Here is a 16528-nt window from a genome sequence, read left to right as displayed (position 1 = left end):
TCGCCGATCACAGAACCCGGCTTACAGGCCAGCCCGTCCGCACCCATGGCCTTCCGCCGGCTTCGCCGAATCGCCTACTCCGGGACGGCCGGCCACCTTGGATTCACCGCGTGGAGCAGGATGTTCCACGTTGGTGGATGGCCTTGGAGCGCCTCGCGAGGTCGGCGGGTGGATCTGGAATCTCCTCCTTTTCTGGGTCCGACGGGCGACACTGCCAATCGCCCCATCTCAGCCGGCTTCTCCTTCCGGGACCCAGCGTGGAATTCGCTCCGCAGCGGCCTTGTGGCGATCGCCTGGGTGCGTTGACCGACTGCCGCACCTACGCGGCGAGGTCGTAGATCAGGGGCATGCCGACGGTCCTGACCTTCGCAGCACCAGCACTCCAAGGGCCGTGGATGGTGCCGGCACCGACAGCCCGGCTCATCGGCGCTTCCGTCCATGCGGCCGGCGCAGCTCCCGCAGTGCGGTCCGGAGCGGCGTCGCTGGCATTCCCTGGAGGTTCAAAGGAGGATCGAGGCGGGCGACGACGTCCTCTTCGAGACGGCCGAGGGTGTCGGCATCGGGGAATGGCACCGCTTTCACCTGCAAGTGGGCGTGCATCCACGCCGACAAGGCGACCTCGTCGATCGCCGCGTCGTCTCCGCCGGCGACGAGGATCGACCCGAGCGTGCGGCGGAACGTCGAGAACTCGTGCTTCTGCCCGAGATGCATCCCTGCGATACGTGACCACAAGGTGTTGGTCGACCGACGCCCGCTCGGCCATCGGGTGGCTCCCGCCAGCCCGGCGTAGACCAACCCCGGCTCCACCGGGAGTCCGAGAGCGGTCGTCAGCTCCAGAGCGCCCTCGGCGTCGACCCACCAGCTGTAGAGCCCAGGAACCTGGAGGTGTTCATGGGGCTGGCCGAGGAGCTCCGCCGGCGACATGCGACCGTCGGGATCGGTCAACACTCGGCAGAACTCGTTGGTGTCCGCGTGGGGCACCTGACCGGCCGGGGCCGCTGGAGCCGCCTTGAGTGCCACGTCCCGCATGCGGTCGGATTGCATGCGGTCGGATTGCATGCGGTCGGATCGGACCGATTCGGCGTACCAGGCCAGCCGTTGGCCCAGCGTGAGTCCCTTGAGCGGCTCGACGATGGTGGCGCCCTTCGAGCCGAACGGCCCGCGCAGCGCATCGACGTACGCCTCACTCGCATGGACCTCGACGACACGACCGCGCAGACTCCCGGCCAGCAGCTCCAGCCGCTCTGTCACCCACACGCCCCAGGCCGCGCGATAGCTGCGAGGCGTATCGGGCAAGTAGCGCTCGTACCGCGCCAGCCACTCGTCGGGTGCGACCAGCCCGTGCTCCGCCGAGAGGATGAACCACGGCAGCCCCGAGGTCTCGGCGTACGCACGCTCCTTCTTGAACAGCGGCGAGACGTAGAGGTCGCGGGCCGCGGCCGGAGCAGCCAACTTCTCCTTGACACAGGTGACGAGGAGCAGGCGCTGTGCCGGGGCCAGCTCCTGAGGCCAGGACACTGTCATCGCCGGCGCCGTCGTGGCCCCGACCCTGACGAAGGAGACCTCGTGTCCACGGACCAGGCCCTCGATCCTGAAGCCCGCCCGGCGCCAGACCTTCACGTGCGGCCTGTCACCACCCCACCATGCCTGATGGTTCCTCGCCGACGCCGGCAGCCCGCCGACCAAGGCATCGAGCTCGGCCCAGGTGAAGCGGACCGAGCGCTCCACGCCTGCCAGGACCTCGGCGAGCCGACTCCAGTCACCCATGGAAGGAGTCTCGCCGATAGCGGCCGCGGATGGGCCGTGTTCAGCGCCAGAGCCGGAGCATCCCTGCGATGGTGGCCTCACCGCCCTCGCGAGCGCCTGAGCCACAGCCACCCTCCCCCGGCGCCGGTGGCCGCGGCGGCGGTGAGGAGCGCGGCGCGGACGGGCCGGTTGCGCCAGTGGCCGGAGACGGCGTCGGTGCTGGGGTCGGGCGCGAGGACGTTGCCGGGGTGCGGATCCTCGGGCTCGTCGCCGATGGCGACGAAGCGCATCACGCCCGGGGCGAGGTCGCCGTACGCGCCGGGGAGGAGGGCGTGGCCGAGGCTGGCGAAGTGGTGCAGCCGCCCGACCTCGACGTGCGCACGCGGGCGGGTGGCGAGGCCGACGATCGCGCGGGCGACCCGCTCGGGCGAGGAGACCGGCGGCACCGGCCTGACCCGGCGCCCGACGTAGTTGGCGGCATGCCGGAAGATCGGCGTGTCCATCGAGCCGGGCAACACGGCGCAGACCGCGACCCCCGGAACGTCGTGCAGCTCCTGCCGCACCGTCTGGGTGAAGCCGAGGATGCCGAACTTGCTGGCGGCATACCCGCTGACGTACGGCGTGGTCATCTTGCCGTACAGCGAGGAGACGTTGACCAGCACGCCGTGCCCCTGCCGGCGCAGCACCGGCACCACCGCGCGCGTCCCCCACATGACGCCGAGCAGGTTCACCTCCACGATGCGCCGCTGGATCTCGACCGGGGTGTCCTCGAGCCGGCCGTAGGACATCACGGCGGCGGCGTTGACCCAGACGTCGATCCGGCCGCACTCCGCGAGCACCCGCGCGACGAGCCGGTCGTGTGCCTCGGGCTCGACCACGTCGAAGGGGTACGCCGTGACCGCCGCGGCGCCGGCGTCGCGGCATTCGGCCGCGACCTCCGCCAGCGCATCCGCGGAGCGCGCCACCAGGAACAGCCGCGCATGCCTGCCGGCGAACCGCCGTGCCGTCGCGCGCCCGATCCCGCTCGAGGCCCCGGTGACCACCACCGCGGCCCCGTCGAGATCCACACCGCGGCGGCTGGAGCGGCGCAGCCCGCTCGCCGCCGCGCGCATCCGGTCGGTGTGCGGCCGGGGATCGCGGAGACGGTCGATCATGCCGCCCGGGTACCCGGCCGACGGTGCTCCGATGCGGTGCGACTCGGCGACAAGCTCACAGGCTGAGCCTGTGACGTCACAGCCGATCGCCCTCTACGCCGGGCGGGTCGGCGCGCCGAGGATGGCGCCGTGGCCCTCACCCTCCCCCTCCTCCGGCGCCCCGGTCGCACGGCCGTCCTGCTGCCCGGCCTGGTCGCGGCGGTGATCCTCGCCGCCGTCGGTACGGCGATCGGGCACGCGGCGCCGGTCGTCGGCAGCGCGGTGCCCGCGGTCGTGCTCGGCTCGCTCCTGGCCACGGTCCGCCGCCCGAGCGCGGGCCTGACCCCGGGCCTGCGCTTCGCCGGCGAGCGCGTGCTGCAGGCGTCGGTCGTCGTCCTCGGCCTGCGACTGTCCCTACGCCAGGTCGTCACCGTGGGCCTCGGTTCGCTCCCGGTGATGCTGGGCACCCTCGCGGTGTGCCTCGTCGTGGCCCGGCTGGTCGGCCGCCGGCTCGGGGTCGATCGCGACCTCCAGGCGCTGATCGGCTGCGGAACCGGCATCTGCGGCGCCTCGGCGATCGCGGCCGTCGCCCCGGCCATCGGGGCAGCCGGCGCGGACGTCGCCTACGCCGTCTCCACGATCTTCGTCTTCAACATCGCCGCCGTGCTCGTCTTCCCGCTCCTCGGCCACGCCCTCGGCCTGAGCCAGCACGCCTTCGGCCTCTTCGCCGGCACCGCGGTCAACGACACCTCCTCCGTGGTGGCGGCCGCCTCGGCGTACGGCCCGGCCGCGGTCGACCATGCGGTCGTGGTCAAGCTGGTGCGGACCCTGATGATCATCCCGATCACCCTCGCCCTCGCCGCGCTCACCGGCCGGCGGACGACGCCGCACACCACACCGCGGCGGGCGCCGACGCGTGGGCGCACCCTGCGCCTGGTGCCGTGGTTCCTGGTCGGCTTCCTGCTGATGGCGGCGGTCAACTCGACCGGCGCCGTGCCCACCGCAGCCGGCGCTCCGATCGCCGCGGTCTCGACGTTCCTGATCACCGTCGCCCTAGCCGGGATCGGCCTGTCCACCGACGTGGCCGCGCTGCGGCGCACCGGTCACCGGCCGCTGCTGCTCGGCGCGATCCTCTGGGTCACGGTGACGGTGGTGAGCCTCGCCGTCCAGGCCGCGACCACCGGTCTGTGAGACGCGGATCGGGGTCGCCGTCTCGTTCACCGTCTCACCCCGGCCGGGGACCTCCAACGAGCGCTCAGCCCGTGACGACGCGGTCCGGACCGGCCAGCGGCGCGCCCGAGAGCTGCCGGGCGACGGTGGCGATCCGACTTGGCGCCTGCTGCTCGGTCACCGGCATCGTGTTCGGCGGCACCGGATAGCCCGGATATGCCTGCTCGACGAACGTGCCGGTGATCGCGTCGTACGTCGCCCGGCACTGCAGCACCGTGGCGGCAACCCCGGTCTCGTGCGTCGCCGCCAGCTTCGGTGCCCGCGCGTCGGGTGCGGCGGCGAAGTTGAACGTCGAGGTCAGGTCGCCGCACGTCCGCCGCCGCCAGCCGGACAGGTTGGGCACCTCGACGCCGTACCTCTTCTCGACCAGACGCAGCTGCGAGGTGTGGTCGAACACGTCGCTGGCGACCAGCCCGCCGCGCGAGTACGGCGAGAGCACCATCGCAGGCACCCGGAAGCCGAGCCCGACCGGCCCGTTGACACCGCCGGCGGTCGCGGGCAGCGGATCGACGGTGAGCCACTCGCCCGGCTCTCCGGCAGGCGGCACCGGCGGGGCGACGTGGTCGAAGAAGCCGCCGTTCTCGTCGTAGCTGACGATCAGCGCCGTCTTCTCCCAGATCGCCGGGTGCGCCGTCAGGGTGTCGAGCACCTGCAGCAGCGTCACCGCGCCGAAGGACGGCGGCAGCGCCGGGTGCTCGCAGTTGAGCAGCGGCGGGATGATCCAAGACACCTTCGGCAGCGTGCCCAGCGCGACGTCGAGGGCGAAGTTCTCCGGGTACACGGGCAGCACGCCGTTGGTGAGCAGATAGGGCTTGCTGGCGGTCTGCTTGAACGACTGCATCATCCCGGAGAGCACCGCAGTGGAGGCGACCGGCACCTGCTCGGAGGTGTAGACCTTCCACGAGACGCCGGCCTCGTGCAGGTTCTCCGGATAGGTGCGCCAGCTGAACCTGAGGTTCGGCACCAGCTCGGGCGTGTCCAGCATCGGGCCGCCGTGCTCGCCGTCCGGGTCGAGTGTGCCGCTGATCCAGTAGAGCCGGTTCGGGTCGGTCGGCCCCATCACCGAGCTGAAGTAGTGGTCGCACAGCGTGAACGCGTCCGCCAGTGCCCAGTGCACCGGGATGTCGGCGCGGGTGTAGTAGCCCATCGTGGCGGGCCCGTTGACGACGCCCTCGCTGGCCAGATGGACCGGCACCCAGCTGTCCATCCGGCCGCCGTTCCAGACCTGGTGTTGGGGCGCCCAGCTGTGCGTCGGATCGTTGATGCACTCGCCGTCAAGGCTGGTGCCGCGAGTGGTGTCGAGCCGGAACGGCATCAAGTACGACGCCGGATCGGCCACGTGCCTGACCGGGTCGTACCCGTACTGCCGGATCGTCCCGGCCGCGGCCGCGTCGGCGAACCCGCGCACTCCCGACCGCGTGCCGAAGTAGTGGTCGAAGGAGCGGTTCTCCATCATCAGGAAGACGAAGTGCTCGATGTCGCCCAGGCCACCGGTCCCGGCCGGATCGGCGGCGTAGGCCCGCTCCAGCACCGGACCGGCCAGGTCGTTGAGCGCCGCCAAGCCACCACTCGCCAGGGCCAGCTTGAGGAAGCCGCGCCGGTCGAGCCCGTCGAAGAAACCCATCTCCGCACCCCTTCGTCGTCGCTTCGTGAACGACGGCGAAGCGCCGGGGTTATGAGCGGGTCAGCGTGTTCGGCGAGGCGTCATCCTCGGTTCATCCGGCGTCCGCGCCGGGTCTCCCGATCGCGGTGGCTGGCCATCTCGCGGGTATCGCGCTCGATCTCGCGGGCGCGCCTGCGCTCGAAGAGCAGGATCAGCACCGCGACGGCGAGGAGCACCACCACCGTCAGGATCACGCTATAGAGGGTCACCGGCTCACCTCCTCGGGCTGTCCCGTGCCGGTACCCCGATCCCGGCTACCTCACGTCGCGGCGGTGGGTCCCGAACGTGCGATCGTGATAGGTCAGCGGCCGGCCGATGCCCTGGCGCGCGCTGATCACGTCGCCGACGACGACCACGTGGTCCCCGCCGCGGACCATCTCGCGCACCCGCAGCCCGATCCAGGCGTGGACGTCCTCCAGTTCGGGCGCACCGTCGGTCAACGACCAGGTCACGCCCTCGAAGCGGCGGTCGTCGCGCGCGGCGAACCGCAGCGCCACCGCCTCCTGCTCGTGGGTGAGCACGTTGATGCCCAGCGGGAGCCCGATGGTCAGGTGCGAGAGCAGGTAGCTGCCCACCTGCAGCGCCACGGTCATCATCGGCGGGTCCATCGAGAGCGAGTCGAACGCCGAGACGGTCGTTCCCACCGGCACGCCGCCGACGTAGGTGGTGACCACGGAGACCGGAGCCGCCACGTGCCGCATCGCCAATCGGAAGTCCTGCTCCACGCTCACGACACCAGCCAACCAGACGCGACGGGCTCCTCTTCCCTAGGGTGAGGGATGTGACAGTCCTCATCACACCAGCCGAGCTCGCCACCGCTCTCGCGTCGGACCACCCGCCGGTCGTCCTCGACGTGCGTTGGCGCCTCACCGTCGCCGGCGGTCAGCGGTACGACGGTGTCACCGACTACCTGGACGGGCACATCCCCGGCGCGGTCTTCGTCGACCTCGACGAGGAGTTGGCCGCCGCCGGCGAGCCCACCGACGGGCGACACCCGCTGCCCTCGGCGGAGGCGCTGCAGAAGGAGATGCGTCGCTGGGGCGTACACGAGGGCGATGCGGTGGTGGTCTACGACGGCGAGGGCAACCTGGCCGCGGCCCGGGCGTGGTGGCTGCTGCGCTGGGCCGGCGTGGCCGACGTCCGCCTGCTCGACGGCGCCCTGCCCGCCTGGGTCGCCGCCGACCAGCCGCTGGAGACCGGCGACATCCTGCCTCGGGCCGGCGACGTGGTGGTGCGACCCGGCGGCATGCCCACCATCGACGCCGACGACGCGGCCGCGTGGTCCGGCGTACTGCTGGACGCTCGGGCACCCGAGCGCTTCCGCGGCGAGAGCGAGCCGGTCGACCCCAAGGCCGGTCACATTCCCGGGGCGCGCAACGCACCCACCGCCGACAACCTGGCGCCCGACGGGAGGTTCCTGCCGGCCGCGCAGCTGCGGGCTCGGTTCGAGGCGCTCGGCGTCGGCGAGGACACCGCCGTGGCCGCCTACTGCGGCTCCGGCGTGACGGCCGCGCACGAGGTGGCCGCGCTGGCGATCGCCGGCTTCGACGCCGCCCTCTACCCCGGCTCATGGTCGCAGTGGAGCAACCAGGACCGGCCGGTCGCCACCGGCGAGTGACAACTGCTCTACATGTTGTAGAGTCCAGGCGACGCGACTCCCGAGCCCCGGGAGCCAGACCGAACTGAGGATCCATGTCCCGTCGCCGCTTCCGTATGCTGGCCGCCGCCGCACCCGCCCTGGCCCTCCTCGCCCTCGCCGCGCCGGCATCCGCCCACGTCACCGTGAACCCCAACACCGCCACCGGTGGGGGCTACTCGAAGCTGACGTTCCGCGTTCCCACCGAGTCGGACACCGCCTCGACCACCAAGCTCGCGGTCTACTTCCCCAGCACGCCGGCGTTCGCGTCGGTGAGCGTCAAGCCGCATCCGGGCTGGAGCTACAAGGTCAGCGACAGCGGGCAGCGCGTGGCCAAGATCGTGTGGACCCCCGACTCCGCCGCCGACGCGATCAAGCCGGGACAGTTCGACGAGTTCGACATCTCGCTAGGGCCGCTGCCGGCGTCCGGGACCGTGGTCTTCAAGGCACTGCAGACCTACAGCGACGGCTCCGTGGTGCGCTGGATCGACCCCACCGTGGCCGGCCAGCCGGAGCCCGCTCACCCGGCGCCGGTGCTGACCATCACCCCGGCCGGCGCCGGCGCCGCGCCGAGCAGCGCTCCCGTGGACAACAGCAGTACGCCGGCCGCCGCCGCGACGACGGACGACGGCAGCTCCCACACGCCGCTGGCGCTCTCGATCATCGCCCTGGTGGTCGCCGTGGCCGGCGCCGGCTGGTCCGTCGTACGCCGCAAGGCCTGACCGACTGCGTCGGCGCCGACCGGGCGCCGTAGAGTGCCCGTGTCGGCCTTCTCTTCACCGGCCGACTCCCCCAGGAGGTGTGACCCCGATGCCCGGAATGCCCGGGATGGACACGATGTCCAACCTCTCGCCGCTGACCTGGGCGAGCTTCTTCGGCACCTGGCGTCTGGAGGCCGGCTGGCTGGAGGCGGGGGTGCTCATCCTGGGCGCCTACCTGATCGCCCGACGCTCGGCCCGCTCCTCCACGGTGCGGCCCTGGCGGGTGGCCTGCTTCACCACCGGCATCGTGCTGATGTGGGTCTGTGTCGCCTCGGCGATCGGCGCCTACGCGATGGCGGTCTTCTGGATGCACATGGTGCTGCACCTGGCGCTCATCATGGTGGTGCCGGCGCTGCTGGTGCTCGGCCATCCGCTGACGGTGCTGGTCGAGGCGTTCCAAGGCCCGGCCCAGGAGCGGGTACGACGCGTGCTGCGCTCCTGGCCGGTCTCCGCGCTGACCCACCAGGCCACCGGCGCGCTGCTCTACTCGATCGTCATCATCGGCACCCACCTGACCGGCTTCATGGATCAGATGGCGCGGCACGGCTGGCTGATGACCGGCGAGCAGGTGCTCTACATCGTGGCGGGCTATCTGTTCCTGCAGCCGCTGCTGGGCGAGGAGCCGATCCGGGCCAACCCGCCGTACCTGCTGCGGCTGATGATCGTGGTCGCGGCGATGATCCCCGACACCATCGTGGGGATCGTGCTGCTGCAGACCGACACGGTGCCGTTCCCGGTGATGATGAGCATGCATCCGTCCTGGGCGCCCGATCCGATCTCCGACATCCACGCCGCCGGCGGCCTGATGTGGGCGGCGGGCGACGGCCTGATGATGGCCATCGGCATCGGCATCATGCTCGGCCTGATCAGCTCCCCCACCAAGCGCGACCGGATGATCGGCTCCTGGCTGGAGGGCGCGCGGCGGGCCGCGCTGACCGAGCACACCGGCTCGGCGACGGCGATCGAGGACGCCGACAGCGATGAGGCGCTGGAGGCCTACAACCGGATGCTCGCCCGGCTGCACGAGCAGGGTCGCTGACGCCCGATCCTCTACATCTTGTAGAGTGGACGCGTGAAGCTTCGGATCCTCGTCGGTCTGACCGTCCTGCTGGCGCTCGCCGGCTGCGGCGACTCCACCGGCCCGACCGCGACGCCGCTCGCGGAGGTCTCGTCGTACCACCCGATCCCAGACCAGCCGCTCGGCCCGGCCACCCAGACCATCGACCAGGCCGCCGGCGGTACCTGGAGCTACGCCAAGCCCGCCGCCGGCAAGCTCACCCTGGTCTACTTCGGCTACACCAGCTGCCCCGACGTGTGCCCCACCACCATGGCGGACCTGGCCGCCGCGATGACCCGGCTGCCCGGGTCGCTGGCCAGCAAGGTCTGGGTGCAGTTCGTCAGCACCGATCCGCACCGGGACACCGCGGCCCGGCTGAGCCGCTGGATCGACTACTACTCCGCCACCTTCCACGCCGGCCGCGCACCCATCGAGCAGGTCGTCGCGGCGGCGCGCTCCTACGCCATCGCGATCACGCCACCGAAGGTGACCAAGCACGACTACGAGGTCACCCACGGCGCCCAGGTGCTCGTGCTCGACCAGCACGGCGGCGAGGTCGGCTTCTTCAGCGAGCTGGCCGGAGCCAAGGCGTACGCCGAGGCACTTCCCACGCTGATCAAGGACTACGCATGATCTCCTCTCGACTCCTGGCCCTGCCCGTGCTGGCGCTGACCCTGAGCCTGCTGCTCGCCGGCTGCGGCGGATCGACGAAGGCGGCCGGCCCCCGCTTCGCCAACGCTCACGACCGCGACATCGCGCTCAGCGCCGGTTGGGTCTCCGCCGCCCGCGACATGTCGGGGATGTCCGGGATGTCCGGGACGTCCGGGACGTCCGGGACGTCCGGGATGTCGGGGATGGGCACGAGCAGCGAGAGCACCGCCTACGCCACCCTGACCGACACCGGCGCCACCGACGATGCGCTGGTCTCGGTCTCCACCCCGGCCGCGGGCCAGGCGACGCTGCACAACACCGTCGCCAGCGCAAACGGCTCGGCGGGCACGATGGTGGCCGCCAGCAGCATCCCGGTGCCGGCGGGCGGTCACGTCACGCTGCAACCCGGCGGGTACCACGTCATGCTGACGAATCTGAAGGGCGACCTGAACGCCGGGTCGACCATCACCATGACCTGGACCTTCCGCAGCGGTGCCACGGTGACCACGACGTTCCCGGTGATCGATCCCGCAGATCGCCCCGAGGCAAGCCGGTAGCCGCGTGTCGACGTCCGATCCCATCCCTGCACCGGCCCACACCACTGCCCGGATCGGCCGCCGAGCACTGCTCGGCTGGTCCGGCGCGGCCGGGGTGGCCGGCCTGGCAGCCGGCGGCGCCGCCGGCACCCTGACCCACCGCGACGGCGCGACCACCGCACCGACCACGGACCGGCTCACCACCGACCGACTCGCCCCGGCCGGAGGCGTGGTCGCCGACCGCTCGTTACCGATGGGCCTGGGCGCGCGCATCCCGGCGTTCGGGCACCTGGTCGCCTTCAGCCTGCACGGTCACGCCTCGGGACGAGAGGCGCGCGAGACCGCCGTCGCGTTCCTCAGGTTCCTGGCCCGGCTCGCCGACCAGGCCGCCGCTCCGGCGTCGTACCCCCGCGTCGTTGACGCGATCGATCCGCAGGCCACCGGCTCGGCCGGCCTGGACCTACGGCCGGCGAGTCTGCAGGTCACCCCCGGCATCGGGGCCTCCCTGCTCACCGCCTGCGATCTCGGGGACCAACGGCCCGCGGAGCTCATCGACCTGCCGGCCTTCGCCACCGACCGACTCGACCCCGCCCGGTGCGGCGGGGACCTGATGGTCCAGATCGGGGCCGAGGACCCGCTGAAGCTCGCCGGGGCGGTGCAGGCCGTGGTCTCCTACGCCCGCAGCCGGCTGGCCGACCGACTCCGGCTGCGCTGGTCGCGCTCCGGCTTCCGCGGCACGGCCGTGGCCGCCGACAACCCCGCCACCACCGGCCGCAACCTGATGGGACACCGCGACGGCACCGACAACCCGACCCTCGGCAGCCCGCTGTGGCGCACGGCGGTACAGAGCCGCCAGCAGGGCTGGATGGAGGGCGGCAGCTACCTGGTCGCCCGGCAGATCCTGATCGACCTCGACACCTGGTTCGGCCACGACGAGGCCGCCCGCGACCGGGTCATCGGCCGGCGGACCGCCGACGGCGCCGCCCTGGGCGACCACACCGAGAGCCAGTTGGTGGACCTGGGCGCTCGGGACGCGGCCGGTGCGCTGAAGATTCCCGCACACGCCCACATCCGGCTGGCCAGCCCGCAGAACACGCTCGGCGCCCGGATCTACCGGCGCAGTTGGAACTTCGACGACGGGTACGTCGACGGGCAGCGCCACGCCGGCCTGCTGTTCCTCGCCTGGCAGGCGGACATCCGCCGCGGGTTCCTGCCGATCCAGCGCGCACTCACCCAGCACCATGACGCCCTGAACGCATTCACCACCCACGTCGGCAGTGCCGTCTTCGCCGTGCCAGCACGCCGCGATGACGAGTACGTTGGCCAACGACTCCTGGAGGCCTGATGACCAACCCCGGCGACCGCTCCCGCCGCCGCCACGGCGCCCTGCGCGACGAGGTTCTCGGCGTACTCGTCCATGCGGACGAGCCGCTGACCGCGCGCCGCGTCGTCGATCTGCTCGGCGAGCGCGACGGTCACCCGCCCGCGCTGACCACGGTGCTCACCGTGCTCGACCGCCTGCACCGCTCCGGCGAGGTGGAGAAGTCGAAGGCCCACGGCGAGCTGCGCTTCTGTGTCGCGCGGCACGACGCCGCGGCCGTGGCCGACGACATGCTGGAGGCGCTGCTACGGAGCAAGGACCGCACCGGCGCCCTGCTCAGCTTCGCCGGGAGCCTCAGCCCCGAGGACCTCTCCGTGCTGCGCGGGCTGGTCGACGGCGAGCCCCGGGGCGGCGAGTCGCCCCGGTGATCGCCACCCTCGTCAGCGGCGGCTGCCTACTGCTGCTCTACGCGGTGGCGGTGATGGTCGCCACCCCGCTGGTGGTGACGCGCCGTCGCTGGACGAGCCGGCTGCCACGCACCGCCATCCTGGTCTGGATCGGCGCCCTCGGCAGTGGCGGCGTGGCGATGCTCGCCAGTCTCGGCTGCGCCATCGGCGCGGCCAGCACGCTGGCCGCCCGCCCGCACCGGCCGCACGCCCGCCTCTCGCTGCACACCGCCCTGGACGGGATCGGGCTCACGGTCGTCGCCTGCCTCATGACCGCGATCGGCGGCGGCGTGGCCTGTGTGGTGGTCTACCGGACCGTGGTCGCCGCGGCGACCCGGCGACGACTGCGCGGCACCGCGGTGACGGCCATCGTCCCTCGGCGCGCGCCCGGTCGCGCCGCCCCGACCGTCGTGGTCGACAGCGTGCACGGCGGCGCCGTGAGCATCCCCGGCCGCCACCCGGTCATCGTGGTCTCCTCGCGGCTGCGCGACCTGCTCTCCGAGGCCGAGCTGGCCGCCGTCGTCGAGCACGAGCGCGGGCACCTGATGCAGCGCCATCATCTTCTGCTCCAACTGGCCGACCTGCAGTTCCGCTGCGCTCCGATCCTGCCGTGCGCCCGCTCCCTCGAGCGGTCGATCCACCTGCTGGTGGAACTGGCCGCCGATGACCACGCCGCCCGCCGCTGTGGCCGCGGGGCCACCGCCCGCGCCCTGCGCGCCCTCGGCGCCGCGACCGGCGACGACGGCATGCACCTGCGTGCCCGCCGACTGGAGTCGGCCGAGTCGGCCCGTCGCCGGCCGGGCGTGGCCCATGGCTGAGATGTCCGGCATGCCCCACGGCGGTGGGATGTGGTCGATGACCGGGCCGATGTGGATGCCGCAGGACCCGCCGTCGCTGGCCCGGATCCTCGGCCCGCACCTCCAGCCGATCCCGCTGCTGCCGTTCCTCGGTCTGGTCGGCCTGGTCAGCTACCTGGCCGGCGTCGCCGTGCTGGCCGGTCGCGGTGTCCGCTGGCCGTGGCGGCGCACCGCGAGCTGGGTCCTCGGCGTACTGGCGCTCGAGCTGGTCACCACCACCGGCATCGAGGGCTACGGGATGATGCTGTTCAGCGTCCACATGGCCCAGCACATGGTCCTGGCCATGGTGGTGCCGGTCCTGCTCGCGCTCGGCTCCCCGGTGCACCTGGCCCTGCGCGCACTGCCGACGTACGGCGGCGGCGGGATGCTGCGTCGCGGCCTGCTCCGGCTGGGCGCCAGCCGACTGGCGGCCGTGGCGCTGAGCGTTCCGGTCCGCTGGACGCTCTTCCTGGCCTCGCTCTACGGCATCTACTTCACGCCGCTGTTCGGCGACCTGATGCACACCGTGTGGGGCCACAACGTGATGCTGCTGCACTTCCTGGCCACCGGCTGCCTGTTCTTCGGCCCGCTGGTCCGGGACACCCGACATGCCCGACCCCCGGCGCGCCGCCTGGCCGAGACCTTCGCCAGCACCCCGCTGCATGCGCTTTTCGGGCTGGTCATCATGCTCTCCGGCGCCCCGGTGCTGGGGTTCTTCGACGACCCCGACCCACGCTGGAGCGTGGACACGCTGGCCGACCAGTCGCTGGCGGGCAGCATCGCCTGGGCGGTCTCGGAGACCGCGACGGTGCTGGTGATGACGATCCTGCTGGTCGGCTGGTTGCGCCGCCCGCGCGGCAGGCTCAGCGGATCGACATGGTGAGGTAGCCGGTCGCCTCGTCGACGGCCGAGGTCCGCACCGTGACGGCGAGCTGCCACGACCCCGTCATCGGCACCGCGATGGTGCCGGTGCGATGCCCGGGGCCCGCGACCGCCAGCGCGACCGGCAGCGGCCCGATCGACTTGGCCGGCAGGCTCACGCTCGCGTCGACCTCCTTGGGGTCGGTGGGCTGCTGGTTCGGCCCGAACAGGTAGAGATGCAGCTGCATCTGTCGGTCGCCGTCGGGCACCACCGAGACCTGGACGGTGTCGCCGGCGATGCTCAGGTTGGCCGACGCGGTCGGGTGGTAGGCGGTCTTGGCCGGCTCGGTGGCGACCAGCGCCGAGGTGATCCCGAGCACGACCGCGAGCCCGAGCGCCTCACCCAGCACGGTACGGCGCAGCCGGCTCGGGTGACCGCCGCGCCACACGAAGGCCCGGGACCCGGCGGCCAGCAGCACCACCACACAGATCACCCCGATCTTGGCGAGCAGCTCGCGGCCGTAGGTGGTCGCACCGAACGCGCCGAACGAGCCGACCTGACGCGCGGCCTGGTAGATCCCGGTCGCGACCAGCAGCAGCACCAGGATCGCCGCCAGCCGGGAGAACCGACGCACCACCGGCGCGAGCTCGTCCGGCTCGGCGACGCCGACCACCGCCGGCTCCGGCCGCAGCACCACCGCGAGCAGCAGCACCAGTCCGCCCAGCCAGGTGCTCGCGGCCAGCACGTGCACGGTGTCGTTGACGGTCGCCAGCATCCGGCCCGACCCGGCCGCGGCATGGCCGGCGAGGGCGAAGCTGACTCCGACCAGGACGGCGTATCCACTGGCCAGCAGCCGCGAGGGCCGACCCAGCGCCATCAGCCCGGCGCCCAGCCCGGCCAGCACCAGCCGCGCCACGGTGGCGTGCCCGTAGGTGGTGCCCAGCACCTCGCGGATCAGGTCACCGTGGGCGACGGCGCCGAGCCCGAGCGCCGCGTCGTAGGGGCCCTTGAGGAAGAAGTCGAGGACGGCGCCGACCCCGAGCAGTGCGGCTCCGGTACCGAGCAGCCGGCGCACGTCGCGGTTGCCCCAGCCCTCGCGCCAGCACCAGGCGATCACGAGCAGGACGCCGACCAGGAGCGCGCTGCCGGCGTACCCGATCCAGCGTGCGATCCCGAGCAGGCCGCCCATGCCCTGGTCGGCGTTCTCGGCCGGGGCGGCGGGGGCGGCGGTGCGCTTGCCGACCGAGTAGGTGAACGCCCCAGAGACCGGGTGTGAGTCGGCGGAGATGACCCGCCACGAGACCAGGTAGGTGCCCTGGGTGGAGGAGCCCAGTGACACCCGCACCTCGTCGCCGTGCCCGGCCGGGTGGCCGACGTCGCCGCGGTCCGCCCGCCGGCCGTCGGGGCCGTAGACCCGCAGCGAGTCCGCCAGCAGGGTGACCGGCTCGTCGTAGCGCAGCGTCACCTCGGTGGGCGCCGTGGTCAGCACGCTGTCGGGCCGAGGGGTGCTCTGCTCCAGGACGGCGTGGGCGAAGACCGGGGCCGCGATCAGCACCAGTCCTCCCACGACGGTCGACACCAGGAGGCCGGCCAGGCTCAGCTGCCAGGCGGAGGGACGATGCACGGCGATCACTCTACAAACCGTAGAGGTAAGGTGTGCCCGACCGTCCAGCGGGTCGCCCGGCGCGCCGAGGCCCGCCGCGCCGAAAGGATCCGCACGTGCGTCGCAGCGCCGCCGCCCTGCTCACCCTGCTCGCCGTCTCGCTGATGGCCTCGGGGCCGCTGCCGGCCTACGCCGGGGGCTTCTCGACGTACGTCACGAAGGTGACCGGCATCCAGCCCTCGGTCCCGGGCGTGAGGATCACCGCGCCGAGCAATGGCGAGGACATCAACGTGTCCAACACCGGGGCGACCCCGCTGATCGTGGAGGGCTACCAGCACGACCAGTACCTCAAGATCACCGCGCACGGGGTGTGGCAGAACAAGCTCTCGCCGGCGGTCTACCTCAACAAGGAGCAGACCATCGGCAACGTGCCCGACGACGCGAACGCCACCAAGCCGCCGGAGTGGGTGAAGATCAGCGACGGCCACCACGCCCAGTGGCACGACCACCGGATCCACTGGATGGGCGTCGCCAACCCGCCGGTGGTGCAGCAGGACCCCAAGCACGCCCATCTCATCACCACCTGGAAGATCCCGGTGATCTCGGGCGCGACGCGGGGCGACATCGTCGGCACCCTGACCTATCAGCCCGGCAGCCACCTGGGCAGCTACCTGACCTACGGCGCGATCGGGCTCGCCGTGGTGGTCATCCTCGGCCTCCAGGTCGTCATCCTGCGGCGGCGCAGGCAGCTCGCCACGTGAGCGGACACCACGACACGCCGACACAAGATCTGGTCCCACTTTCGATGCCGGCCCCCACATATGGTGGTCCCGCAGCTGGTCCACGGCGTCAGCCGGACGTCGTGGGGCAAGAGGGAACCCGGTGCGAGTCCGGGACTGCCCCGCAGCGGTGAGTGGGAACGACCGCCGTCACACAGCACTGAGACATCCGGTCTTGGGAAGCGACGGCCAGTAGGGATCTCGACAGGCTCGCTGTCGCCGTTGCGCTTGCGCACCGTCATGGTGGTGCGGACAACAGATTCGGTGA

Annotated in this window: 17 protein-coding genes and 1 riboswitch; of the genes, 11 read left to right on the top strand and 6 right to left on the bottom strand. The window is 72.2% G+C overall.

The genetic code is table 11. The features are described from left to right. Window positions 1–420: 420 nt before the first annotated feature. Both VHA72_RS14790 and VHA72_RS14785 read right to left on the bottom strand, forming a co-directional pair. Window positions 421–1872: a DUF6884 domain-containing protein gene (locus VHA72_RS14790; RefSeq protein ID WP_325576538.1), complete on the bottom strand. Its 1452-nt coding sequence runs from the start codon at window positions 1870–1872 to the stop codon at window positions 421–423. After that, entirely contained in the window at window positions 1845–2900 is a 1056-nt protein-coding gene (locus VHA72_RS14785) for an SDR family NAD(P)-dependent oxidoreductase (protein WP_325576536.1), read from the bottom strand. Before VHA72_RS14785 ends, VHA72_RS14790 begins: the two co-directional genes overlap by 28 nt. Before the next feature lie 129 nt (window positions 2901–3029). On the opposite strand from VHA72_RS14785, the gene VHA72_RS14780 reads away from it, so the two are divergent. Further along, complete coding sequence (locus VHA72_RS14780; protein WP_325576534.1) at window positions 3030–4070, top strand: YeiH family protein; 1041 nt, start codon at window positions 3030–3032, stop codon at window positions 4068–4070. A 64-nt stretch (window positions 4071–4134) separates the two neighbouring features. On the opposite strand, the gene VHA72_RS14775 is transcribed toward VHA72_RS14780, so the two are convergent. The 3 genes from VHA72_RS14775 to VHA72_RS14765 all read right to left on the bottom strand — a co-directional run bounded on the left by VHA72_RS14775 (window position 4135) and on the right by VHA72_RS14765 (window position 6503). Beyond that, window positions 4135–5733 carry a phospholipase C gene (locus VHA72_RS14775; RefSeq protein WP_325576532.1) on the bottom strand — a complete coding sequence of 533 codons (1599 nt, stop codon included), beginning with the start codon at window positions 5731–5733 and terminating at the stop codon, window positions 4135–4137. Between the two features lie 80 nt (window positions 5734–5813). After that, entirely contained in the window at window positions 5814–5981 is a 168-nt protein-coding gene (locus tag VHA72_RS14770; protein ID WP_325576531.1) for a hypothetical protein, read from the bottom strand. Window positions 5982–6026: 45 nt separating this feature from the next. Then, a complete protein-coding gene (locus VHA72_RS14765; RefSeq protein WP_325576530.1) occupies window positions 6027–6503 on the bottom strand; it encodes a flavin reductase family protein in 477 nt (158 codons plus the stop codon). 50 nt (window positions 6504–6553) lie between these two features. On the opposite strand from VHA72_RS14765, the gene VHA72_RS14760 reads away from it, so the two are divergent. The 9 genes from VHA72_RS14760 (at window position 6554) to VHA72_RS14720 (ending at window position 13899) form a co-directional block, all read left to right on the top strand. Next, complete coding sequence (locus VHA72_RS14760) at window positions 6554–7390, top strand: sulfurtransferase (RefSeq protein ID WP_325576528.1); 837 nt, start codon at window positions 6554–6556, stop codon at window positions 7388–7390. A 74-nt stretch (window positions 7391–7464) separates the two neighbouring features. After that, the gene (locus tag VHA72_RS14755) at window positions 7465–8130 is read left to right on the top strand and encodes a YcnI family protein (RefSeq protein ID WP_325576526.1); all 666 of its coding nucleotides are present in this window, start codon (window positions 7465–7467) and stop codon (window positions 8128–8130) included. Between the two features lie 88 nt (window positions 8131–8218). After that, complete coding sequence (locus VHA72_RS14750; RefSeq protein WP_325576524.1) at window positions 8219–9208, top strand: cytochrome c oxidase assembly protein; 990 nt, start codon at window positions 8219–8221, stop codon at window positions 9206–9208. A gap of 33 nt (window positions 9209–9241) precedes the next feature. After that, window positions 9242–9859: an SCO family protein gene (locus tag VHA72_RS14745; RefSeq protein ID WP_325576522.1), complete on the top strand. Its 618-nt coding sequence runs from the start codon at window positions 9242–9244 to the stop codon at window positions 9857–9859. Beyond that, complete coding sequence (locus VHA72_RS14740; RefSeq protein ID WP_325576520.1) at window positions 9856–10434, top strand: copper chaperone PCu(A)C; 579 nt, start codon at window positions 9856–9858, stop codon at window positions 10432–10434. The genes VHA72_RS14745 and VHA72_RS14740 overlap by 4 nt, the downstream gene beginning before the upstream one ends. 4 nt (window positions 10435–10438) lie before the next feature. Continuing rightward, window positions 10439–11758 (top strand): Dyp-type peroxidase, encoded by a 1320-nt coding sequence (locus tag VHA72_RS14735; RefSeq protein WP_325576518.1) that lies wholly within the window; start codon window positions 10439–10441, stop codon window positions 11756–11758. Beyond that, a complete protein-coding gene (locus tag VHA72_RS14730; protein WP_325576516.1) occupies window positions 11758–12162 on the top strand; it encodes a BlaI/MecI/CopY family transcriptional regulator in 405 nt (134 codons plus the stop codon). Before VHA72_RS14735 ends, VHA72_RS14730 begins: the two co-directional genes overlap by 1 nt. Continuing rightward, complete coding sequence (locus VHA72_RS14725; protein ID WP_325576514.1) at window positions 12159–12998, top strand: M56 family metallopeptidase; 840 nt, start codon at window positions 12159–12161, stop codon at window positions 12996–12998. Before VHA72_RS14730 ends, VHA72_RS14725 begins: the two co-directional genes overlap by 4 nt. Then, window positions 12991–13899: a cytochrome c oxidase assembly protein gene (locus tag VHA72_RS14720; RefSeq protein WP_325576512.1), complete on the top strand. Its 909-nt coding sequence runs from the start codon at window positions 12991–12993 to the stop codon at window positions 13897–13899. The genes VHA72_RS14725 and VHA72_RS14720 overlap by 8 nt, the downstream gene beginning before the upstream one ends. On the opposite strand, the gene VHA72_RS14715 is transcribed toward VHA72_RS14720, so the two are convergent. Further along, on the bottom strand, window positions 13880–15502 hold the full coding sequence (locus tag VHA72_RS14715; RefSeq protein ID WP_325576511.1) for a copper resistance CopC/CopD family protein: 1623 nt from the start codon (window positions 15500–15502) through the stop codon (window positions 13880–13882). The two genes, VHA72_RS14720 and VHA72_RS14715, sit on opposite strands and share 20 nt — an antisense overlap. A 95-nt stretch (window positions 15503–15597) precedes the next feature. Between VHA72_RS14715 and VHA72_RS14710 the strand changes: the two genes are divergently transcribed. After that, complete coding sequence (locus VHA72_RS14710; RefSeq protein ID WP_325576509.1) at window positions 15598–16242, top strand: hypothetical protein; 645 nt, start codon at window positions 15598–15600, stop codon at window positions 16240–16242. A 72-nt stretch (window positions 16243–16314) separates the two neighbouring features. Next, a riboswitch (cobalamin riboswitch) is annotated at window positions 16315–16492 on the top strand. Window positions 16493–16528: the final 36 nt, after the last annotated feature.

The organism is Nocardioides sp. (genome assembly GCF_035547795.1).
Taxonomy (GTDB): domain Bacteria; phylum Actinomycetota; class Actinomycetes; order Propionibacteriales; family Nocardioidaceae; genus Nocardioides.
The sequence above is the reverse complement of the archived record's forward strand: the minus strand, read 5'-3'. Positions and strand labels throughout refer to the sequence as shown.